A 19,712-nucleotide genomic window follows, 5' to 3' on the forward strand; every position below is an offset into this window, starting at 1 on the left:
CAATAAGTTCCAGACTCAGGTAGGTATGCGTATCACATTCGTGTATTGCGAATATTGACCCGGCGCAGCCTACCTGCCCATGCGCTGCGCTCGATCGGAAAACCTATGTTATTTTCCTCGGAACCGCTCGCGCCTCTGGTGCGAAAGCTTTTGAACATCCACCCTCTGAGTCCTGAGGATCGGGCGGCCGTGCTCTCGTTGCCGAGTATAGTGCGTCAACTCGAACATGGCCAATACATCGTGCGAGAAGGAGATGTCCCTACGCACTCGTGCCTCGTCGTTTCGGGATTTGCCATTCGCCACAAGATCATGGGCGACGGAGCGCGGCAGATCGTCAACGTGCACGTCGCGGGCGACATGGTCGACCTTCAGAACTCGCTGCTGAAGGTGGCCGATCATAATGTGCAGACGCTCACCGCGATGGAGGCTGCCTTCATCCCGCGCGCAGCGATCCTCGACATTGCGTTCAGTCGTCCGGCCGTCGGGAAGGCGCTCTGGCTGGAGACGTTGGTCGAAGGCTCGATCGCGCGCGAATGGATTGCCAATGTCGGACGCCGCAATTCCCTGACCCGGGTGGCGCACCTGCTGTGCGAGTTCGCCTATCGGCTGGATGCCGTCGGCATCGGAAAGCAGTGCAATTACGAATTACCGATGACTCAGGAGCAGATCGCCGACACGGTCGGCCTCACGCCGGTCCACGTGAACCGGACCCTCAAGAGCCTCGATGCGGCAGGATTGACGACCCGCAGCAGACGCTCCGTCGTGATCAACGATCTGGCGCGCCTTGCGGAGGTCGGCGACTTCCGGTCGATCTATCTGCATCTTCCGCAGGAATCGCTCGCGGCGTGAGGTTGCGTGATCCTCAGTGAAAGGAAAAGCCATTTCAACCGCCGATCTGATCGACGCGAAGTCCCAGGCGTGGACCCCCGATCGCCTCCGTCTCGCCATTGAGGCCGCCGGCGCGGGGTTGTGGGCGTGGCCGTCGACAATGACAGCTTCACGATGGACGAACGCGGCTTCGGGCTGTGGGGCTTCCCGTGCAGGAGACGGTCACGTTCGAGCAGCACTCTGCGCACATATACCCGGCTGACCAGGGCCGAGTGAGAGCGGCCTTCGCGGCGACCCGCGTCGTGCTCGGCCCCTACACGCGCGCCGGCGGCGACGATATCACGCTGGTATGGACCGAGCGCGGCGGTCCGCCGGTTCACGCTCCGGAGCGCGTCCGGGCGTCGGCAGCAAGCTGGTGGAGCGAAGCGTTTCGCGACAACTTGGCGGAACCATCGACCATGATTGGTCCGACGGGGGCCTCATTGTCACTGTCCAGCTCAACAGGGTGCGGCTCAGCACGTGAGCCCGGGCGGAGGGGCCCTCCCGCCGGGAACCGTCGTGAACTTGGCACTCGCGGAGTCGCGCAGCAGAACCAGTCCCGAGCGATCCTTCTCGCCAGCTAAGTACGTCGCGCACTAGCGCATATGGCGTCAGGCAGGGTGGCCAAGTGATGACTGGCCGTTGGCCTCCTCGATGAGCTTCTTCAGCTGCCTTTGGATCAACGGCCCCGCGAGATGCGGTTCGACTTCATTATTGGCATAGCGCTCGAGGCGAAGCTGGGCCCTGAGAGCGGGTAGCGAAGCGCACGAACCCGAGCGGGCCAAGTCGAACGCGCGTACGATAACGTGTTGAGGCATGACTGATGATCCCTGGTAAACAGCTTGCTGGTACCCGCCCTTGGGTTGGTGCTCGTCTCTGCTCCTCCGCTTGGCCCGATGGGTTGCTTTCACGTGTGAACTTGCGGATGACTGCCGACGCTGGGCCACATCGGCCCTGCGCCGCACCGCGCGGCGCCTGCTCGAACACGGCGCCTCGCCTGAAATCTCTGGGCATTGCCGCCTCGGGCCTCTGCATGAGCCTCAGCACGTGCGGCGGGGTACGAAGACGAGGTAACCACCGGTTCCTCTCGAGCTACACGGCGACTTCCGGCCCAAAGTTCCCGCGGGCACGCATCGTGGGCCCCGACTCTGCGCCGCGCCTCCTCGTCGGATGAAGCATCGAATTCCTCGAACGTGAAGATCCGGTGCGTGCGGGGGCTGAAGAAGTGGAAGCGATAGTAGGACATCTGGAGCGCTCCTTTTCAGCGGGAGCGCGACGAACGTCTTCCAGCTGCCAGATTGTCGAACTCTTTCGACGGTCTTTGCTCTAGGCCAGAGCGGGTGATCGGTCCCTAACCAAGGTGAGCTTTTATCGAAAAGGGCCGGAGGATTACGGCGATTCGATGATTCTTGAGCTCTGGTGTAGGGCGAACAATGCGGTTAAAAGGGGTGATCCGCTGGCCTTACGGCGTTCCAGTGGCCGCGAGACGATGACTCCCGCCGCCAGGGGAGCTTCCATGACGATCGCATCGCACGCTCTTACCCCGATGCTCAGGAAGCTTCGACTGTGGAGGCACCTGACCGCGCGGGAGGAAGAAGCATTATTGAATCTTCCGCATCACGTCATATCCACGGATCGCCTCCAGACGTTGGTCAACGACGGAGACGTCGTCTCGCACGCCTGGTTGATCCTTTCGGGGTTCTGCGTTCGCTTCAAGATCGTAGGCGACGGTGGGCGGCAGATCCTGTCGATCCACATGATGGGCGATCTACTTGATCTCCAGAACGCGATCCTCGGAGTGGCCGATCATGGGATCCAGACGCTGACCAAGTGCGAGATGGCGCGCATTCCGCTCGCCGCGATCAAGACGCTTACGGACGTTGAGCCGAACATCAAGGACACGTTGTGGTTCGATACGCTCGTCGACGGGTCGATCCATCGTGAGTGGGTCGCGAACGTCGGCCGTCGCTCCGGGAAAACGCGCGTCGCGCATCTGCTTTGCGAGTTTGCGCTGAAGCTGGAGGCGGTCCACCCTGGAGACCAGCTGAAATATGAGCTTCCGATGACCCAGGAACAGCTGGCGGACGCGACCGGGCTCACTTCCGTCCATGTTAATCGTGTGCTTCAGGCGCTTGCGGCGGACGGCCTCATTCAGCGCGTTACGTCGAAATCCATCCTGATCGGAGACTGGAAGAAGCTGGCAACTGCCGGTGATTTCAACCGCAGCTACCTCCATCTCGATGCCGCAGTGCGGCGTGCGGGCACATCATAGCTCAATCGTCGAGCGGAAAACTCGGACGATCTCCGTGAACCGGTCGGCGCATTCGGTGCACGTTCTCTCCATCGAAGGTGACCACGCCGGGTCGATCCTCGAGAGCTTCGAAGCTCACGTACATGCGTTTGAGCATCCTGACGGCAGCGGCGGTCTGCGAATCTGCGGCTTCCCGATCGTCGACCTCCCCCTTGACGATTTGCGCCACGGTCTCGACGACGCTCAGGGCATCGTTCTTGGTGAGGACGCCTTTTTCGATCAGGACGTGGACGAGCGCCTCGAGCAGGAGTGAATCGACGCCCCGCGCGCCTGCTCTTGAAAGAAGATTTGGATCGATCGGATCGGCTGTGATTTCGTCATCTGAAGTCGACATGCCGCTCTACCTCGGGGAACAGGCGGGAGCATGTCTCTCTCAGCCGCCGACGCCTGCAAATGCATGTCAGCGATACCGTCCATGTAAGCGTCTTCGGCTCAAAAGCAATCAACTGGATCAGGTTTAGGGGCTGGGTAACCGAACCCAATTACCGGCGCTATGCTCTGCCTGGTTCAGCGCGCCGCAGGCCAGTTGCAGTCGCCGATCCGGGTGAGCTCCATCTCGAACATGCGCTCCGGCGTGCGTCCCTGCGCGACCAAATCACCGGTCTCGATCCACTTACCCTCCTCAAGCCGCGCGGCATAGCGCATCGTCGCATCCCTTCCGGCGGGCGCCTCCTGATGATCGATTCCGTAGCCCGTGATTTCAAAGCCATGTCGCAGATTGAGCATGATCATGGGCGTGATGGTGGCCCGCGTGCGCGTCTCGATCGCGGCGCAACCGGCGTGTCTGGTCAACGCATGCTGCTTTCGCATCAGGTGCGCCGCGACTCCTCTTCTTTTCGATTCAGGGTCGACGCCACCAAGCCAGCTGTAAAGCAGCGTCGGCCTCGGTCGGTACGCGAGTTTGAAGGCTGCGAGCCTCAGGCCGACGCGCGCTACGAACAGCACGGGATCGGTGACGGTGTGGAGCCGCGGCACGAGATAGCCGCCATCGAAACCGGGGAAGATGCGCTGGCAGGCGGCGAGGAGCTCTTGTTCGCAGCGGGCGGCATCCCCTTCGTAGCGGCTGATGGCGAACGCTCCGAACTGCTCCGCGCCCGTGTCTTGCGTCGACCGGGTCGTCACGGGTGGAGAGCCTTTTGAATGGCGCCCGGCATCGAGCAAATCATGGCTCGCACGGCCTGCCGCCGGTGTCGAACAGGGTATGGTCTTCGACGATCAGGCCATCGCGAAAGCGCAGGAAGGTCATCAATGACAATCGCATCGGCCGGGGACCGGTTTTCGAGACCGCGTCGAACTTGATCGCCACCCGATCGCCCTGCGCCACCATCACATCTACGATGTCCTGCACGTCGGGATGCGCCTCGAACAAGGCCCGGTATGTCCGCTTCACGTCCTGTCTGCCGCGCGGCCCGCAAAAGTCCGATGAGGTCAAAACGGCGTCGGATGCGTAGAGCGATTCCATCCGCGCGAGATCGCGGACATTGAACGCCGCGAAAAAGGCTCTGGTCGTGGTCTCGGGGGACTGCGGCAGCGTGAGCAGCGCAGCTAGGAGAGCGACTGGGCTCATTTCTGCCCTCGCTTCGCAGGCGGCAGGAGGACGTGGGTGACCCGATCCGCCGCCGACGTCGCTTCTGCGCCGACCAGAACCGGGTGGATGACGGGCGAGGGCTCTTCGTACGCCGCAGCAATGCGTCCCGTCACGAAGGGAGGACCATCCGGCCCGCCTCGATCAACCGGGAAACGCCTTCCATTCTCTCCGTCCAGCGGGTCGATGTCTGATCTGCGGGCATTGGATCTCCTCTGCGTACCGCGCGGCTCTCGTCCCTTGTCTAGGCGGCAGATGCCGCCGGCGCGGTCCCGATCTTGCGATCCTGCGCCGCCGACACGCGCCATGCGGCGCGCCGCCGACCTTTGCTGCCAGGTGGGCGGCCGCCGAGCTGTCCGGAACGCGTGCCATCGCGGGAGCGTGACTGAAGAAGGATCAGCCGCCTCCGGTCTCTCCGTCATAATAATCGACCTCGCTGGTCGCCCGGAACATGCCGCGGAGGGATCGCTCGCCACGCTTGCCGGCGACGACGAGCACCTTGGCCGAATCCGGATATTCGCAGGCCTCCACCTCCACCACCGTCGACAGCGCAAGATATCGCATCTCCGTGGGCCCCGTGTTGATGATCTGGTGAGCGACCTCGGGCCCGCCGGTGGGGCAGGCGATCACATCGTGGCGGCGAATGGGGAAGCGTTGATTTCCGAAGCGGAGCTCACCTTCGCCCTCCAGGATGAAGAACATCTCCTCCTCGCCATGATGGCAGTGAAACGGGCATTGTGCCTTGCCGGGAGGAAGCACCGTAAGGTTGTAGCCAAGCTGGCGTGCGCCGATGAGGTCGCTGATCGTGGCGCGGCTGGACGTGTAGAGGCCGTTCGCCTCGACGTCATCGAAGGCGATCTCGTCCAGGTTGATGACAGGCTTGATCATGCGTTCCCCTTTACGACGGCCACGCGTTCAGGCGTACCAGGTTCTGGACGGTCAGCTCTCCGGCCACAGTGAACCACCCGCCGGGCTTCGCCAAGGCTCGGCAGTTGCTTGCGGACATCGATTACAGAGCAATGCAACCGGCCGGTAGGACCTTCGCGTTAGCAGCGGCAGAGGCGGGGCGACGAACTACGCTCCGCGCCGAGGAAAGCCCTGCACGAGTGCGGACCGGGATCAGCCGGATGGAGGTCGCTGCGATTGAACCACGCGCTTCCGCAGGGGCCGGCCGCCATGCGCTAGCCGGCCGATGGTCACGGGCGCGGCCGGCTCAGGCTGCCCGGCCGACCAGTATGAAGAGGATCGCGAAGACGATCGCCACGGCCTGGTAAGTGACCCGCTTCTGCATGAGCGCCTGGGATCGCTCGACATTGAGGTTGGTGGCGCCGTTGGCCATGCCGATCACGCCCTTCACGAGCACGAACAGGGTGGCCGCCGCCGCCGCGGCGAGGAGGATGAAGAGGAGAATTTGCATGGATCGGATATGGGAATTGTCGGCCGGTTTGCATCACGTGCCGCCGGGTAAATAAAGGCCCTAACCCGATAATATCGCCGCAAAATTCATCGGACGAACGGCGAGGATAAGGCCTGCCTCCGCTGCGATCGAGCTTCTGATTCTCGCGGCACGTCCCGATGGCGATCGCGTCGGCTGCGGATCACGCCATCCACGGACCCGTGATGGCGAGCGTCTTTCCGGGGCTGTAGACGTTAACGAACATCGTCCGCCCATCCGGGGAGAAGCACGCCCCGGCAAGCTCGGTCTGGGCATGAAGCCGGGCGAACGCATACACATCGCCCGCGGGCGTGATGCCGCGCAGGTGATTGTCGACGACCGCCGTATACTGGTCCTCGCATACGATCAGGTGACCGTTCGGCGCCACCGTGATGTTGTCCCCGAAATTTAGCATCGCCTCGCTCGTCGATTCGACGAAGAGCTGGAGCCGGCCCGGTGCGTCCGCTTCGCCCGGCTGGCCTTCGTTGCGGGAGGGGCGGTAGCGCATCACCTGGCTGAGCTTGGCCGCGCCGCCGGACGTGCAGCAGAAATAGAGTTCGTTCGCGCCGAAATGGATGCCTTCGCCACGCGCGAAGAGGGCGGCTCCGGACCGGTTGCCGCGCTTGCGCAAATCGTCGTTGGTACTGTCGACACCGTCGAGATCGATCCAGCGCGCGGCCGCCCATTGGCCGACGTTCAGCGTGGCGGCGTTCCAGTTGCGGCTGTCGGTGCCGAGGGCCGGGTCGGCGAAGGCGAGTGCCTGCAGGCGGCCGCCCTGGGCGAGCTGGCCGCGCCGTGCCGGCAGAAAACGGTAGAACAAACTGTCGTCGCGATCTTCCGTCAGATAGACGATCCCGGTCCGCGGATCGACCGCGGCCGCCTCGTGATTGAAGCGGCCCATCGCCCTCAGCGGCACCGCATCCACCCGGCCGGGGTGGGATGCAGGAACTTCGAAGACCCAGCCATGATCCTGCGATTGGCCGTCGCCGGCGCGCGACACATCCTCTTCGCAGGTCAGCCAGCTCCCCCATGGCGTGGTTCCGCCCGCGCAATTGCGGATCGTGCCGATCAGGCTGAGATGCTGGCGCTCGACTCGCCCGCTGCGCTGATCGTAGACGAGCGTGGTCGTCCCGCCCGGCATCCAGCCGCCGTCGCGTCCCCGGTCGAACCCGGCACCGCTGCCGACGGGGGTCGCGAACGGACCGTCCGCAGCATGTTTGGGCTGCAATTCGTGATTACGGACGAGGGCGACCCGATCCTGGTCGAGCCGGAATGCGCCCATCCCATCGGCGCGATCGGGCACGCGAAAGCCGTCGTCCATCGGGTCGCCGAAGGCGGAGATCACCCGGTACGAAAAGCCGCGGGGCAGATCGAGCAACTGGTTCGGATCAGGCTCGAGCGGCCCAAAGCCCGCAGTCGCCGCCGAGGAGCGGGGCGCCATCGAGGTTGCGCACGCGCTGAGCGCGAGACCGGAAAAAGCGAGCGAGGTGAGTCCGAGCGCGAACGCGCGACGATCAAGCCGGGGAGAGTCGTGCATAGACATTGTCTATGGACCAATTTGGTCAAACCTGTGACGCCGTTCAGGAGGGTCAGCGACGGGCGTAGCAGGCGGTCCGGCAGCCGAGGCGGTCGCCGACGAAGATGAGGGGGAAGAGTGCACGATGGGTCGCGTCGGCAATGCGCGAGGGTACACGTGGCTTGCAGACCTTAGCGAGGGTCCCCACTGTCGGAACTTGCTGCCCGGCGCTGCCGCAGGACCCAGGCGAAGCGGCCCAGGTCCAAAGCCGCCGGCACTGCGATGGGCGAGCACTCGCTACGCTGCCACACAAGCGCCAGGGGGAGACCGGAGCAGGGTGGAAGGCGCACGTTCACCCGGTTAGCGTGGCTCCATGGCAAGCATCCGGAACTGGCTCCTTGATCACACCGGCATCGGCGTCGCAAACATCCAAGCGTCTCTGGCCTTCTACCAGGGTGCACTCAGGCCACTCGGCGCAAAGCCGATCATGTGCATCTCGCGCGAGATGGGCCCGTCATCCCTCGACGGCCCAAACCTCGGCGGCGTAGGCTTCGGCGTGGACTATCCGGTCTTCTGGATCGACGTTTTCCACCCCCACGGCGTGCGACAGCACACCGCCTTCAGAGCGGAAACCCGCAAACAGGTGGATTCCTTCCACAAGGCTGCTCTGGAAGCTGGAGGAACTGACAACGGCGCTCCCGGGCCGAGGACCGGCGGCTATTACGCGGCGTTCGTCTTCGATCCGGATGGCAACAATGTCGAAGCCGTCTTCCGCGACTTGGACCTTTGAAGATCCCCAGCGGTGACGAGATATCCGAGGTCTCGGATCAGGGGGCAACGCGCAACGTGATACGCGCCAGTTCCGGCGGCCGGCCGAGGCGCAGCGCGAAGCCCGGCCACAAAGCGGTGCCGTTGCTGACGTAGAGCGTCATGTCGCCGACCTCGTAGCGTCCTGTGACGAAGCCGTTGTTCGGCGGGCCCAGGGCACGATCCAGGCCGGCGATCATGCCGCCGTGCGTATGTCCGGAGAGCTGAAGGGAAACGCCGCGCCTGGCGGCAAGGTTCGCATTCTTCGGCTGATGATCGAGCAGGAGCACTGGCGCGCCGGCGGGTGCGCCGGCGAGCGCTGCGTCGAGGTCGGGACCCGCCTCGCCGTGGCGGGGGGCCGACAGGTCCGTGACTCCGGCGAGAACCAGGCGCGCCTCGCCGCGTGCGAGCGGGGCATGCGCATTGGGCAGCATGCGGATGCCGAGACCGGCGAGATGGCGCATCCATTCTTGGTAGCCAAAGAAATATTCGTGATTTCCCGGTACCCCGTAGACGCCGTCCGGTGCACGAAGATCCCGCAGCGGTTCGACATCGGCGCGGCGCATGGCGACGCTGCCGTCGATGAAGTCGCCGGTGACGACGATCAGGTCGGCGCCCAAGCCGTTCGCCCGATCGACCACTTGGCGGGCCCAGCTGGCCGGAAACAGGCGGCTGATGTGAAGGTCGGTGAGCTGAAGCACGCGATAGCCGTCGAACTGCGGCGACAGGCCTCGCACGCCGATCTCGAGATCCTTGACGGGGGGCACGCGCAGGGCGTTCGCAACGGCGATCCCGGAAAGCAGTGCCGCGACCACCGCGATGACGTAGCGAACGTTGTCGCTGACTCCGGGCGGAGCGCGCCGCACCAGAGCGACCACCAGGCCGCCGATGTCGACGAGGATCTGCAGCGCGGCGAGCAGCAGGATCGCGCCGAAGGCCCAATTGAACAGGATCACGATCGGCCGCGGGAATTCCGGCGCGAAAACGGAGCCTGACGAGAGCTTGCTCCACAGATGATATTGCGAGGCCGCCAGAAAGAGCAAGGCGATGCCGGCTTTTCCCCACAGCGGGATGGCAAGCGGCCAGAGCCAACGGGCGAGGACCAGCAGGCACGGTGTCGCGAAAAAGAGGTGAAAGATCGTTGCTCTCCGGATTGCAGTGCAGCCGCGGCGCCTCGGTTGCGGAGTCGAGGAAAGCCGTCCGCGATGCTGGTCAACAAGTCGTGTCGCTGCCAGACGTTCGCAAGCCCAGCCTGGGACAAGACCGACAACGGCCGCACCGGACGCCCGCCACGCCGGGAGCGATGCCGCCCGGAACGGGTGAACCAGCGTACCGGTGCCGAACACCTGGCTGCCGCGAAAGAGCCGACATTCGGAGCCGCGCGGGAGTTCGCGTCGACAAAGACAGTGAGGTGAAATCCGGACGTTCCGGGCAGTTGTCGAGCCATCGCCGAAGCCGCTAAGGCCCCGATATGCAGATGTTGTTCATCTATGGAGCGCCGGCTGCCGGGAAGCTCACCATAAGCGAGCATGTCGCGGAGCAAACAGGCTTCGCATTGTTTCACAACCACCTGATCGTGGATGCTCTGCTGGCGGTCTTTCCTTTCGGGTCACCCGAGTTCGTCAGACTTCGGGAGACATTCTGGGCCGAGACGATCGAAGCCGCCGCCCGAACTGGTCGATCGCTGATCTTCACCTTCTGTCCCGAGCCGACCGTCGATCGACGTCTTCCGGAAAGACTGAAGTCGTCGGTGCAACAGGCCGGAGGAACCGTCTTGTTCATACGACTGAATGTCTCCGAGCAAGAGCAGGAGCGGCGGCTTCTCGCGCCGTCCAGGACCGGAGGGAAGCTCCGGGACATCGCGCTTTTCCGCGCGCTGAGGAGCGACTTCGAGGCGGCAATGGCAGAAATGCCGGCGCCCGACATGTCCATCGATACCGATCTCACCAGGGCCCCGGATGCAGCCGGACGGATCGTGCAGCGCGTCCGGGCGTGAGGAGCGTTCAGAATGCGGTGTGACCAAGAAGGTCCGGGCGACGCACGCCGAACTCTGGCCGGCGGTCCGCATCGACGCGAATACAGGTTTGACGCTCCCGCACATTGTTTCCGATCCGGTCTTTGGGGAGCTGTCGCACTGGCCGGGCCGCTTCCGTGGCCGACAATCCCGCGGTATTAGCCGGCCTGTGGAATCGCCACGCCGGTCAACGTTTCCAACGCCTGCAGAAGCGCGTCTTGAAACGCCGCATCCTTGACCTCTCCGGCCGGTTCCGCCCGGCGCATGGCGTGCCAATAGCCACCGGACACCAGCGCCGCCGGATCGTTGCTGGTCGCGAGCCAGGTCTGGGTGCGCTGGCCGGTGTCGAGGTCGACCGGCGCCGCCGCGCCGCCCATCCGGGTGCGCACCCAGCCCGGGTCGACGGCGTTGGACATCACGTCCGGCCAGCGCCGCGCCAATGCGGCAGCCAAGGCGGCGACGTGTAGCTTGCTCTCGGCATAAGCCTGCGCGGCATCCCACCGGCGGCGAGTCCAGTCGAGATCATCAAGCGATCCCTCGCCGCCATGGTGGAGGCCGCTGCTGAGATAGATCAGGCGGTGCGGGCGCGCGATCAGCGCGGTCAGCAAATAGGGGGCGAGGCTGTTGACGGCCAGGGTGGTGGCGTGGCCCTCCGGAGTCGATCCCCGCACCGGCTCGGTGTAGATCCCGGCATTGTGGATGATGGCGTCCATCGGCCCGAGCGCATTGACCTGCTCCGCAATTTCCCGGGTCTCGGCGGCGCTGGCGAGATCGCCGACCGCCACGCCGGCCGCCCTCTCGCCGAGATCGCCGAGATCGGCCGCGCGCTGGCGGGAGCGGGCGTGCAGGAAAACGTCATGCCCGTCCGCGATCAGCGTCTGCGCCGCCGCGCGCCCGAGCCCGTCTGCGCTTCCGGTAATGAAGATTCGTGCCACGCAATTCCTCCTTGCAGCGAGCTGGAACGTCCCGCACACGCGTCTTGGTCCGCGCGCTCGTGGACCATTATTTCACCGATATTGGCTGGTGCCCGCCCAGGTCGAGGCGGGGTGCGGCTCGGCCGCTTACCGCCGCCCGCCGGCCCGCTTGTTCATCCGCATCTGCTGCTGCTTGCCGTAACGAGTCTTGCGCGTGCCGGGCTTGCCCTCGGTCGAATTGCCGACCAGAGGCGCGCGCTTCTCGTGATCGGGGATTCCGAGCTCGTCGGCCTCGAGCCTGCGGATCTCGTCGCGCAGGCGGCCCGCTTCCTCGAATTCGAGATCGGATGCGGCCTTGCGCATCCGCTGCTCGAGATCGGCGATATAGGCCTTGAGATTGTGGCCGACGAGGTGCGGGCGCTCGTCGTCGCCGGTGTCGACCACGACGCCGTCGCGGCTGGAGACGTGGGCGATGATGTCGGCGATGTTGCGCTTGATCGTCGTCGGGGTGATGCCGTGCTCGGCATTATAGGCCTGCTGCTTCTCGCGCCGGCGGGTCGTCTCGTTGAGCGCGCGCTCCATCGACCCGGTCATCCGGTCGGCATAGAGAATCACTTTGCCCTCGACGTTGCGGGCGGCGCGGCCGATCGTCTGGATCAGCGAGGTCTCGGAGCGCAGGAAGCCCTCCTTGTCTGCATCGAGGATCGCGACAAGCCCGCACTCGGGAATGTCCAGGCCCTCGCGCAGCAGGTTGATGCCGACCAGCACGTCGTAGACGCCGAGGCGAAGATCCCGGATCAGCTCGATGCGCTCGAGCGTCTCGACGTCCGAATGCATATAGCGGACCCGAAGCCCCGCTTCGTGAAGGAATTCGGTCAAATCCTCTGCCATGCGCTTGGTGAGCGTGGTGACGAGGCTGCGATAGCCCTTCTTCGCCGTCTCCTTCGCCTCGTGGATGAGGTCGTCGACCTGGTCCTCGACCGGCTTGATCTCGACCGGCGGGTCGATCAGCCCGGTCGGGCGGATGACCTGTTCGGCGAACACGCCGCCGGTCTGCTCCATCTCCCAGCCGCCCGGAGTCGCCGACACCGCCACCGTCTGCGGCCGCATCGCATCCCATTCGTTGAAGCGCAGCGGGCGGTTGTCGATGCACGAGGGCAGGCGGAAGCCATATTCGGCGAGCGTGATCTTGCGGCGGTGATCGCCCCGCGCCATCGCGCCGATCTGCGGAACCGTCTGGTGGCTCTCGTCGACGAACAGCAGCGCGTTTTCCGGCAGATATTCGAACAAAGTCGGCGGCGGCTCGCCGGGCAGGCGGCCGGTCAGGAAGCGGCTGTAATTCTCGATGCCCGCGCACGATCCGGTGGCGGCGATCATCTCGAGATCGAAATTGGTGCGCTGCTCCAGCCGCTGCGCCTCGAGCAACTTGCCCTCGGCGACGAGCTCCTTCAGCCGCTCGGCAAGCTCGTGCTTGATCGCCTCGGTCGCCTGCTTGAGAGTCGGCCCCGGAGTCACATAGTGGCTGTTGGCATAGACCTTCACCGTTTCCAGCGAAGCGATCTTCTTGCCGGTCAGCGGATCGAACTCGACGATCTCCTCGATATCGTCGCCGAAGAACACGACCCGCCAGGCCATGTCCTCATAATGCGACGGGAAGATCTCGAGATTGTCGCCGCGCACGCGGAAATTGCCGCGGCCGAAGGCCTGGTCGTTGCGCTTGTACTGCAGCGCGACGAGCTTGCGCACGACCTCGCGCTGATCGACCGTGGAGCCCTTCTTGAGGCTGAAGGTCATCGCCGAATAGGTCTCGACCGAGCCGATGCCGTAGAGGCACGATACCGATGCGACGATGATCACGTCGTCGCGCTCGAGCAGCGCCCGAGTCGCCGAGTGGCGCATCCGGTCGATACCCTCGTTCACCGAGCTTTCCTTCTCGATGTAGGTGTCGGAGCGCGGCACATAGGCTTCCGGCTGGTAATAATCGTAGTAGCTGACGAAGAACTCGACCGCATTGTCGGGAAAGAAGCTCTTGAACTCGCCATAGAGCTGCGCCGCCAGGATCTTGTTGGGGGCGAGGATCAGCGCGGGCCGCTGCAACTCCTCGATCACCTTGGCCATGGTGAAGGTCTTGCCCGATCCGGTGACGCCGAGCAGCACCTGGGTCTGCTCGCCCTCGCGCGCGGCACCGGTCAGCTCGGCGATCGCGGTCGGCTGGTCGCCCGACGGCGAATATTCGGAAACGAGCTTGAACGCCCGTCCGCCTTCCGCTTTCTCCGGCCGCTGCGGTCGGTGGGGAACGAATTCGCTTCCGGTCTCCGGCTCGTCGAGGCCGGTCCTGATGATGATGCCCATGGCTTGTATATGGTCATTCGATCGGTCCCGCGCTACCGTTCCTCGACGACAATGAGAAAGAGGGGGGATCCTATGCGCATTCTGATACTCGCATCCGTGTGCCTGGCCGCAGGCTGCGGCGCCGCCGAGGAAAAGGCTGCCGACGCGCCGGCCGCCGCCGCGTCGATGGGCGCCGGGCAGTGGGAAACCAGCTTCGAGACCACCGCCTTTCGTTCCACCGACGGCAAGACTCCGCTGATCAAGGCTGCGGTCGGCGAGAAGGCGACGTCGAGCGCCTGCCTGGCGGCGGGAAGCGAGAGCAAGCCGGAGCCGGCGGTGCTGGTCGGGCCCGCTTACAAATGCACCTACCAGCCCGGCAGCTATATCAAGTCCGGCCGTTTGAACGCGCAGCTCAACTGCACCCGCGACGGCAAGGGGCCGATCAACATCAGCCTGTCAGGCACCTCGACCGCCGATACGCTCGACGCGACCGCCGAGACGACGAGCTTCCTCGCCGGCGACGGCGATTTCACGATGAAGCAGAAGATCCTCGCCAAGCGCACTGGTCCGACCTGCCAGGCACCGGCAGCGGCCGACGGCAACAGCACCGACGCCAGCGCCAGCGCCAGCGCCAACGCCAACGCCGGCTGAACGGCCAACCCCGATATGCCTCTCATCCCCTGCCAGCGCGCCCTGTTCGAGATTCCGGCGGACGTCGCCTATTTCGATTGCGCGAAGATGGCACCGTTGCTGCGCACCGCCGCGGAAGCGGGGGAGAGGGGCCTCAGGCGCAAGTCGCGGCCGTGGGAGGTCCATGCCGGCCACTTCTTCGATGAAGCGGAGCGGGTGCGCACATCTTATGCCGGGCTGATCGGCGCGACCGCCGACGACATCGCCATCATCCCGTCGGTCAGCTACGGAATGGCGACGGTGATGCGCAACGTGCGGATCGCGCCGGGTCAGACGATCGTCACCCTTGCCGACGATTTCCCGTCCGGCATCTACGCCGCGCGGGCGCTCGCGAACGACAATGAAGCCAGGGTCGTGACCGTGGCGCGGCCGGAGGCGGACGGCGACTGGACCGCCGCCTTGCTGGAGGCGATCGACGGTTCGACCGCGCTCGTCGTCTCGCCGCATGCGCACTGGATCCACGGCACCCGGATCGACGTCGAGGCGGTGGCGCGGCGCTGCCGCTCGGTCGGCGCGACTCTGGTGCTCGACACCACCCAGTCGATGGGCGCGCTGCCGCTCGATCTCGCCGCGGTCGATCCGGATTACATGATTGCGGCCTCGTACAAGTGGCTGCTCGGCCCCTATTCGCTCGGCTTCCTCTATGTGGCGCCGCGCCACCATGGCGGGCGTCCGCTCGAGGAAGGCTGGATTACCCGCAAGGGCGCGGACGATTTCCGGTCGCTGGCCGGCTATTCGCAGGAGCTCGAGCCGAGCGCGCGGCGCTTCGACATGGGCGAGCGGTCCAATTTCGCCTTGCTGCCGGTCGCCGGCGCAGCGATCGCGCAATTGCGCGAATGGGGCGTCGCCGCGATCGCCGAAACGCTTGGCGCGACCACCGACGCGATCGCCGCCCGCCTTGCCGATCATGGCATCGACGCGCTGCCCGGCCGGGCACCGCACTTCCTGTCGGTGCGCTACCGCACCGGCATGCCCGACGGCATTGAGGCGAGGCTGGCGGCGGCGAACGTCCATGTCAGCCTGCGCGGCGAAACGATGCGGATCACGCCCCACCTCTATAACGACGCGGACGATATCGACCGGCTGGTCGCTCAGCTCGCGCCATCGCTTTGACCACCAACGTACAACAGAACGCATAATGAGGAGCAGGCAGATGAGGGTTCGGATCGCATTGGCGGCACTCGGCGCGCTGACGCTGGGCGGCTGCGGCGGCAATGGCGACGGCGGCAACCAGCAGGCGTCGGCGTCGGTTGACGGCGAAGGCGGGGTGGGCGGCGCGGGCGGCGCAACCGCCAAGACCCAGATCCGGCCCGGTCAGTGGGAGATGCGCACCGAGGTCAAGGCGATCACCGGGCCGGGCGTGCCGGCGGGTGCGGCCGACGCCGCGAAGGCGCAGAACACGACGGTCACGACCTGCATCAGCGAGGAGCAGGCAAAGAATTCCGATGCGACCACCTTCACCGGCAAGCAGAATCCGAATTGCACCGCCGAAGGCTTCGAGGCGAACGGCGGGCGGATCAGCGGCACGATGACCTGCAAGGGCGAGAACGGCCAGCCGGGCGTGTGGATGGCGATGAACGGCACCTTCGCGGCGGAGCGCTACGATCTCGACATGAAGATGAAGGTGGGCGGCCCGGCGCAAGGGATGACGGTCGAGACCAGGACCAGCGGCCGCCGCATCGGCGAATGCCCCGCCGGCACCAAGGCCTAGTGGGGTGCTCGGCTACGCCACCGTCGGCACCAACGATCTCGATCGCGCCCGTGCCTTCTACGATGCCGTGCTCGCCGAGATCGGCGCACGGCGGGTGATGGAGTTCCCCGAGACCGGCTTCACCCTCTACGGAACCGGCGGTCGCAAGCCGGGCCTCGCGGTCTGCCGCCCTTATGACGGCGGCGAGGCCCGGCCCGGCAACGGCACCATGGCCGCGATCGGCGTCGACAGCCGCGCCAAGGTCGACCGCGTGCATGCCGCGGCGCTGTCCCTCGGCGGCACCGACGAAGGCGCACCTGGCCTGCGCACCCCCGAAGGCGAGCGCGCCTTCTACGGCGCTTATTTCCGCGATCTCGACGGCAACAAACTCTGCGCCTTCTGCATCGGCGGTGCGCAGGAATAATCGAACGCCGGCCCAAGGGGCACGGTGCGGGGAGCGGCTGCTCCCGCTACAATGGCGGCACCTCGAACGTTCGCCCCGCCTCGGTCGCCACGAACCTGTCCCCGGCGATCCCTCGCGCCCGCTTGAGCGCTTCCAGCCGCTGTCTCGGCTCGTCGATCGGCTCGAAGGTGAGCTGGAACGTGCCCCAGTGGATGCCGAGCGCGCGGCGGGGGCGGAGGCGGTCGAAAATGGCGACCGCTTCCCCGGGATCGATGTGATTGGTCTTCATGAAGTCGCGCGGCGCGTAGGCACCGATCGGGATGATCGCGAGCCGGTAGGGGCCGCGCGCGGCGGCCTCGTCGACCCAGCGCCCATCGCCCCAGCCGGTGTCGCCGGCGAAGAAGACCGCGCCACCGGGCAGCTTGACGGCAAAGGCGGACCACAAGGCGCGGTTGCGGTCGACGCCCCAGCGCGAGCTCCAATGGTGATTGCGCAGGATCTCGACCGCGACGTCGGCGCGCACCGGCACCGCCGCGCGCCAGTCCGCGGCGACGGAGTCGATCCCGGCGTCGCGCAGGATCGTGTCGTTGCCGAGGCTGGTGACGATCCTCGGCCGGTCGCGGTCCCAAAGCCGCTTGAGGGTCGGAAGATCGAGATGGTCGTAATGATTGTGGCTGATCAGGACGAGATCGATCTTCGGCAGATCCTCGAACCGGATTCCAGGCGCGCGCACCCGCTTCGGGCCGACGAACGAGAAAGGCGAGGTGCGCTCGGACCAGACCGGATCGGTGAGGATGTTGAGGCCGTCGGCCTGGACGAGCACGCTGGCATGGCCGACCCAGGTCACCAGCATGCGGCCATCCGCCACCCGCGCCGGCGGCCGGCCCGGAGTGACGGCCACGCGCTCCGGCCAGCCGGCGCGGTCCTGACCCTTGACCCAGCGGTTCATGAAGCGGGCAGGGCTCGCATGCGCCGCCGCGGCGGACGCGCCGGGATTGAAGAAGCGGGCGCCGTCGAAATGCTCCCCGGGATCACCGCGATAATAGATGCGGTCGAGAAAGGGCAGGATCACGCTCGGCGCCAGGCAGAGCGCGACGATCAGGAAGAACAGGGCCGTTCCCGCCCGGCGCAGCAATGTCCGCATGATCAGATCTTCCGGCGAGAGGGGGCTTGGGCGGGTCGCGCCAGCGCGGGGCGTTCAGGCTCAGCGGGCGATCGTGAAGCCCGCTGGCGCGCGGTCCTCGCGATGCTCCTCGTGATACATGTCCATCGCAATCTGGGCCCGGCCCGGCGCCGCGCTTCCGCAATCGAGCGTGTAGACGCCGACGATCGCCCCGAACGCGCCGATCCCGCCGCTCTTGCGGTCGAACGCCTGCGGCGCCTTGCCGTCGGCGCAGCGCAGCCGGCCGAGATAGGCACGCTCGCCTTCGGGCCCGCCGACCCGCACCGGATTTTCAAGCGTGCCGAGCGGATGCGCCGAGGCCGCCGCGATCTCCCGCGCGAGCTCGGCATCGGACGTGCCTTCGCCGATCCCTGAGAAAAGCTGCTCGGGTGCGCCGGTGCGCTGGCCCACCTTCTTGTCGGCGGCGCTGCCGGCGGAAGCACAGAGGAAGGCGGCGACGGCCGCGAGGGAAGCAAGGTGACGCATCGGGCACTCCGGACAGGGAGGCTCAATCTAGGGATCGGCGCCGGGAAGTACAGGATGCGGCTGCGCCGTCGCGCCAAGCCCTTGAGCCTCAACGGAAACGGCTGCCGCTCCGCCAAACTGTGCCAAATTGTGCCGCCTCCAAAACAATTAAGTAGGAACAAGACGCGCAATCAAGCGTCTTAGCTTCAGTCCGTCGGATGAACAGCCCAGTTCATCCGGCTAGTATCAGGAGGGAAGTCATGGATCCCATTTCAATTATCGTTTGGCTCGTCATCGGCGGCGTGATCGGCTGGCTCGCAAGCATCATCATGCGTCGCGATGCCCAGCAAGGTATCCTGCTCAATGTCGTCGTCGGTATCGTCGGCGCTTTCCTCGGCGGGCTGCTGTTCGGCCGTGGCGACATCAACAACGGTCTGAGCGTCACCTCGTTCATCGTTTCGCTTCTCGGCGCGATCATCCTGCTCGCGATCGTCAACCTCTTCACCCGTCGCAGCCTGCGCTAAGCGCACGCGCAGCGACGCTGACGCAAAAGGGCCGTCCGGAGCGATCCGGGCGGCCCTTTTGGCGTCTGCGCCTCGCGGCCCCGAACGGGCGCCTCACGACTTCGCGTCATGTCGCTGCAGATCTGCACGGTATTGCGGGTGGACGCGCGGCGTGCCGGCACGTCCACCCGCGCGCGCTCATTCCAGTTCGAAGGTGACGTTGAGCGTCACGCCCAGACTTTGCTCGCCCGGATCGATCTTGCTCGATTCCGCCATCATCGCGGCGCGGCCATAGACCGGGCCGGGCATGCCGCCGCCGCTCTCGCTGATCGCGACGATCCGGCCGACCTTCTTGCCCGTGGCGCGGGCGTAGAGCTCGGCGCGCGAGCGCGCATTGGCGAGCGCCCGAGTCCGGGCTTCGTCCAGCGCCGCCTCGGGCTTGTCGATCGACAGCATCGGGCCATTGATCTGGTTCGCCCCCTGCGCGACCAGGGCATCGAGGATCTTGCCGGTGTTGGCGATGTCGCGGAACTTGACCGTGACCTCGTTCTGGGCGCGATAGCCGATCAGCTGCGGATTGCCGCCACCGCGCTCGTCCTGCCGATAGTCCGGATAGAGGTTGATGGAGCTGGTCTGGATGTCGTTGTCGGCGATCCCCGCCCTGCGCAACGCATCGCGGACCTTGCGCATCTGCACCGCATTCTGCTCCAGCGCCGCGCTCGCCGTCGTCGCAGTGGTGATCACGCCGGTGCTGATCCGGGCGATATCCGGTACGCGGGTGACCTCGCCGGTGGCGACGACGTCGAGCCTCGTGCCGTTGATCGTCTGCACCGGCATCATCGTCTGCGCCTGGGCAGCCGCAATCGGCGCCGTTGTCGCGACGGTCGCGAATGCCAGTGCCGAAGCCATCATCATCTGCCGCATCCCATACTCCCAAAGATTGACGGTCCGCCGTTTCGGACCCGAACCATCCCTAACGACACTGCGCCTGCATCGTTTCTGAACGTCGGCGGCCGGAG

At 65.6% G+C, this 19,712-nt stretch carries 21 protein-coding genes; 9 read left to right on the top strand and 12 right to left on the bottom strand.

The features are described from left to right. The first annotated feature begins 105 nt into the window (after positions 1 to 105). Together C7I55_RS21725 and C7I55_RS29045 are read left to right on the top strand one after the other, a co-directional pair. On the top strand, positions 106 to 849 hold the full coding sequence (locus C7I55_RS21725; protein WP_106515123.1) for a Crp/Fnr family transcriptional regulator: 744 nt from the start codon (positions 106 to 108) through the stop codon (positions 847 to 849). Positions 850 to 2,269: 1,420 nt separating this feature from the next. After that, on the top strand, positions 2,270 to 3,139 hold the full coding sequence (locus tag C7I55_RS29045) for a Crp/Fnr family transcriptional regulator (protein WP_106515125.1): 870 nt from the start codon (positions 2,270 to 2,272) through the stop codon (positions 3,137 to 3,139). Between the two features lies 1 nt (position 3,140). On the opposite strand, the gene C7I55_RS21740 is transcribed toward C7I55_RS29045, so the two are convergent. The 6 genes from C7I55_RS21740 to C7I55_RS21765 all read right to left on the bottom strand — a co-directional run bounded on the left by C7I55_RS21740 (position 3,141) and on the right by C7I55_RS21765 (position 7,735). Further along, positions 3,141 to 3,512, bottom strand: a complete 372-nt coding sequence (locus C7I55_RS21740) for a hypothetical protein (protein ID WP_106515126.1) — start codon at positions 3,510 to 3,512, stop codon at positions 3,141 to 3,143. 173 nt (positions 3,513 to 3,685) lie between these two features. After that, on the bottom strand, positions 3,686 to 4,300 hold the full coding sequence (locus tag C7I55_RS21745; RefSeq protein WP_106515127.1) for a GNAT family N-acetyltransferase: 615 nt from the start codon (positions 4,298 to 4,300) through the stop codon (positions 3,686 to 3,688). Positions 4,301 to 4,340: 40 nt separating this feature from the next. Further along, positions 4,341 to 4,745, bottom strand: a complete 405-nt coding sequence (locus C7I55_RS21750; RefSeq protein ID WP_106515128.1) for a nuclear transport factor 2 family protein — start codon at positions 4,743 to 4,745, stop codon at positions 4,341 to 4,343. A gap of 414 nt (positions 4,746 to 5,159) precedes the next feature. Further along, a complete protein-coding gene (locus tag C7I55_RS21755; RefSeq protein WP_199193000.1) occupies positions 5,160 to 5,651 on the bottom strand; it encodes a cupin domain-containing protein in 492 nt (163 codons plus the stop codon). 325 nt (positions 5,652 to 5,976) lie between these two features. Next, the gene (locus C7I55_RS21760; protein ID WP_106515129.1) at positions 5,977 to 6,180 is read right to left on the bottom strand and encodes an HIG1 domain-containing protein; all 204 of its coding nucleotides are present in this window, start codon (positions 6,178 to 6,180) and stop codon (positions 5,977 to 5,979) included. A gap of 181 nt (positions 6,181 to 6,361) precedes the next feature. Continuing rightward, complete coding sequence (locus C7I55_RS21765; protein ID WP_106515130.1) at positions 6,362 to 7,735, bottom strand: alkaline phosphatase PhoX; 1,374 nt, start codon at positions 7,733 to 7,735, stop codon at positions 6,362 to 6,364. A 352-nt stretch (positions 7,736 to 8,087) separates the two neighbouring features. Between C7I55_RS21765 and C7I55_RS21770 the strand changes: the two genes are divergently transcribed. Then, the gene (locus C7I55_RS21770; protein WP_106515131.1) at positions 8,088 to 8,504 is read left to right on the top strand and encodes a VOC family protein; all 417 of its coding nucleotides are present in this window, start codon (positions 8,088 to 8,090) and stop codon (positions 8,502 to 8,504) included. Between the two features lie 37 nt (positions 8,505 to 8,541). Here the strand turns inward: C7I55_RS21770 and C7I55_RS21775 are convergent, their stop codons facing one another. Continuing rightward, positions 8,542 to 9,564, bottom strand: coding sequence for a metallophosphoesterase (locus C7I55_RS21775; RefSeq protein WP_233222346.1), 1,023 nt, complete (start codon positions 9,562 to 9,564; stop codon positions 8,542 to 8,544). Between the two features lie 428 nt (positions 9,565 to 9,992). Here C7I55_RS21775 and C7I55_RS21780 point away from each other — a divergent pair, with 428 nt between their 5' ends. Next, positions 9,993 to 10,517, top strand: a complete 525-nt coding sequence (locus C7I55_RS21780) for a P-loop NTPase family protein (protein ID WP_106515132.1) — start codon at positions 9,993 to 9,995, stop codon at positions 10,515 to 10,517. Between the two features lie 176 nt (positions 10,518 to 10,693). On the opposite strand, the gene C7I55_RS21785 is transcribed toward C7I55_RS21780, so the two are convergent. Beyond that, a complete protein-coding gene (locus C7I55_RS21785; RefSeq protein ID WP_106515133.1) occupies positions 10,694 to 11,470 on the bottom strand; it encodes an SDR family NAD(P)-dependent oxidoreductase in 777 nt (258 codons plus the stop codon). A gap of 126 nt (positions 11,471 to 11,596) precedes the next feature. Next, positions 11,597 to 13,801: an excinuclease ABC subunit UvrB gene (uvrB, locus tag C7I55_RS21790; RefSeq protein ID WP_106515134.1), complete on the bottom strand. Its 2,205-nt coding sequence runs from the start codon at positions 13,799 to 13,801 to the stop codon at positions 11,597 to 11,599. Between the two features lie 72 nt (positions 13,802 to 13,873). Here uvrB and C7I55_RS21795 point away from each other — a divergent pair, with 72 nt between their 5' ends. From C7I55_RS21795 to C7I55_RS21810, 4 genes are read left to right on the top strand one after another with little or no spacing between them, the layout of a single operon-like run. Beyond that, positions 13,874 to 14,431, top strand: a complete 558-nt coding sequence (locus C7I55_RS21795) for a DUF3617 domain-containing protein (RefSeq protein WP_158266531.1) — start codon at positions 13,874 to 13,876, stop codon at positions 14,429 to 14,431. Positions 14,432 to 14,446: 15 nt separating this feature from the next. Further along, on the top strand, positions 14,447 to 15,583 hold the full coding sequence (locus C7I55_RS21800; protein WP_106515136.1) for an aminotransferase class V-fold PLP-dependent enzyme: 1,137 nt from the start codon (positions 14,447 to 14,449) through the stop codon (positions 15,581 to 15,583). Between the two features lie 40 nt (positions 15,584 to 15,623). Next, the gene (locus C7I55_RS21805) at positions 15,624 to 16,181 is read left to right on the top strand and encodes a DUF3617 domain-containing protein (protein WP_158266532.1); all 558 of its coding nucleotides are present in this window, start codon (positions 15,624 to 15,626) and stop codon (positions 16,179 to 16,181) included. 4 nt (positions 16,182 to 16,185) lie between these two features. Beyond that, positions 16,186 to 16,584: a VOC family protein gene (locus C7I55_RS21810; protein WP_106515138.1), complete on the top strand. Its 399-nt coding sequence runs from the start codon at positions 16,186 to 16,188 to the stop codon at positions 16,582 to 16,584. Between the two features lie 46 nt (positions 16,585 to 16,630). Here C7I55_RS21810 and C7I55_RS21815 read toward each other — a convergent pair whose 3' ends face one another. Next, positions 16,631 to 17,707 (bottom strand): MBL fold metallo-hydrolase, encoded by a 1,077-nt coding sequence (locus C7I55_RS21815; RefSeq protein ID WP_106515139.1) that lies wholly within the window; start codon positions 17,705 to 17,707, stop codon positions 16,631 to 16,633. Positions 17,708 to 17,767: 60 nt separating this feature from the next. Continuing rightward, positions 17,768 to 18,211: a hypothetical protein gene (locus C7I55_RS21820; RefSeq protein WP_106515140.1), complete on the bottom strand. Its 444-nt coding sequence runs from the start codon at positions 18,209 to 18,211 to the stop codon at positions 17,768 to 17,770. A 248-nt stretch (positions 18,212 to 18,459) separates the two neighbouring features. Here C7I55_RS21820 and C7I55_RS21825 point away from each other — a divergent pair, with 248 nt between their 5' ends. Continuing rightward, entirely contained in the window at positions 18,460 to 18,714 is a 255-nt protein-coding gene (locus C7I55_RS21825) for a GlsB/YeaQ/YmgE family stress response membrane protein (protein WP_106515205.1), read from the top strand. Between the two features lie 177 nt (positions 18,715 to 18,891). Here C7I55_RS21825 and C7I55_RS21830 read toward each other — a convergent pair whose 3' ends face one another. After that, positions 18,892 to 19,617 (bottom strand): SIMPL domain-containing protein, encoded by a 726-nt coding sequence (locus C7I55_RS21830; RefSeq protein WP_106515141.1) that lies wholly within the window; start codon positions 19,615 to 19,617, stop codon positions 18,892 to 18,894. Positions 19,618 to 19,712: the final 95 nt, after the last annotated feature.

Origin of the sequence: Allosphingosinicella deserti (assembly GCF_003012735.1) — a bacterium.
Taxonomy (GTDB): domain Bacteria; phylum Pseudomonadota; class Alphaproteobacteria; order Sphingomonadales; family Sphingomonadaceae; genus Allosphingosinicella; species Allosphingosinicella deserti.

What these genes read in the sequence shown, in the direction of transcription:
- C7I55_RS21725 (WP_106515123.1), top strand. Translation starts at nt 106, where the DNA reads ATGTTATTTTCCTCGGAACCGCTCGCGCCTCTGGTGCGAAAGCTTTTG.
- C7I55_RS29045 (WP_106515125.1), top strand. Translation starts at nt 2,270, where the DNA reads ATGATTCTTGAGCTCTGGTGTAGGGCGAACAATGCGGTTAAAAGGGGT.
- C7I55_RS21740 (WP_106515126.1), bottom strand. Translation starts at nt 3,512, where the DNA reads ATGTCGACTTCAGATGACGAAATCACAGCCGATCCGATCGATCCAAAT.
- C7I55_RS21750 (WP_106515128.1), bottom strand. Translation starts at nt 4,745, where the DNA reads ATGAGCCCAGTCGCTCTCCTAGCTGCGCTGCTCACGCTGCCGCAGTCC.
- C7I55_RS21755 (WP_199193000.1), bottom strand. Translation starts at nt 5,651, where the DNA reads ATGATCAAGCCTGTCATCAACCTGGACGAGATCGCCTTCGATGACGTC.
- C7I55_RS21760 (WP_106515129.1), bottom strand. Translation starts at nt 6,180, where the DNA reads ATGCAAATTCTCCTCTTCATCCTCCTCGCCGCGGCGGCGGCGGCCACC.
- C7I55_RS21765 (WP_106515130.1), bottom strand. Translation starts at nt 7,735, where the DNA reads ATGCACGACTCTCCCCGGCTTGATCGTCGCGCGTTCGCGCTCGGACTC.
- C7I55_RS21770 (WP_106515131.1), top strand. Translation starts at nt 8,088, where the DNA reads ATGGCAAGCATCCGGAACTGGCTCCTTGATCACACCGGCATCGGCGTC.
- C7I55_RS21780 (WP_106515132.1), top strand. Translation starts at nt 9,993, where the DNA reads ATGCAGATGTTGTTCATCTATGGAGCGCCGGCTGCCGGGAAGCTCACC.
- uvrB (WP_106515134.1), bottom strand. Translation starts at nt 13,801, where the DNA reads ATGGGCATCATCATCAGGACCGGCCTCGACGAGCCGGAGACCGGAAGC.
- C7I55_RS21795 (WP_158266531.1), top strand. Translation starts at nt 13,874, where the DNA reads ATGCGCATTCTGATACTCGCATCCGTGTGCCTGGCCGCAGGCTGCGGC.
- C7I55_RS21800 (WP_106515136.1), top strand. Translation starts at nt 14,447, where the DNA reads ATGCCTCTCATCCCCTGCCAGCGCGCCCTGTTCGAGATTCCGGCGGAC.
- C7I55_RS21805 (WP_158266532.1), top strand. Translation starts at nt 15,624, where the DNA reads ATGAGGGTTCGGATCGCATTGGCGGCACTCGGCGCGCTGACGCTGGGC.
- C7I55_RS21815 (WP_106515139.1), bottom strand. Translation starts at nt 17,707, where the DNA reads ATGCGGACATTGCTGCGCCGGGCGGGAACGGCCCTGTTCTTCCTGATC.
- C7I55_RS21820 (WP_106515140.1), bottom strand. Translation starts at nt 18,211, where the DNA reads ATGCGTCACCTTGCTTCCCTCGCGGCCGTCGCCGCCTTCCTCTGTGCT.
- C7I55_RS21830 (WP_106515141.1), bottom strand. Translation starts at nt 19,617, where the DNA reads ATGCGGCAGATGATGATGGCTTCGGCACTGGCATTCGCGACCGTCGCG.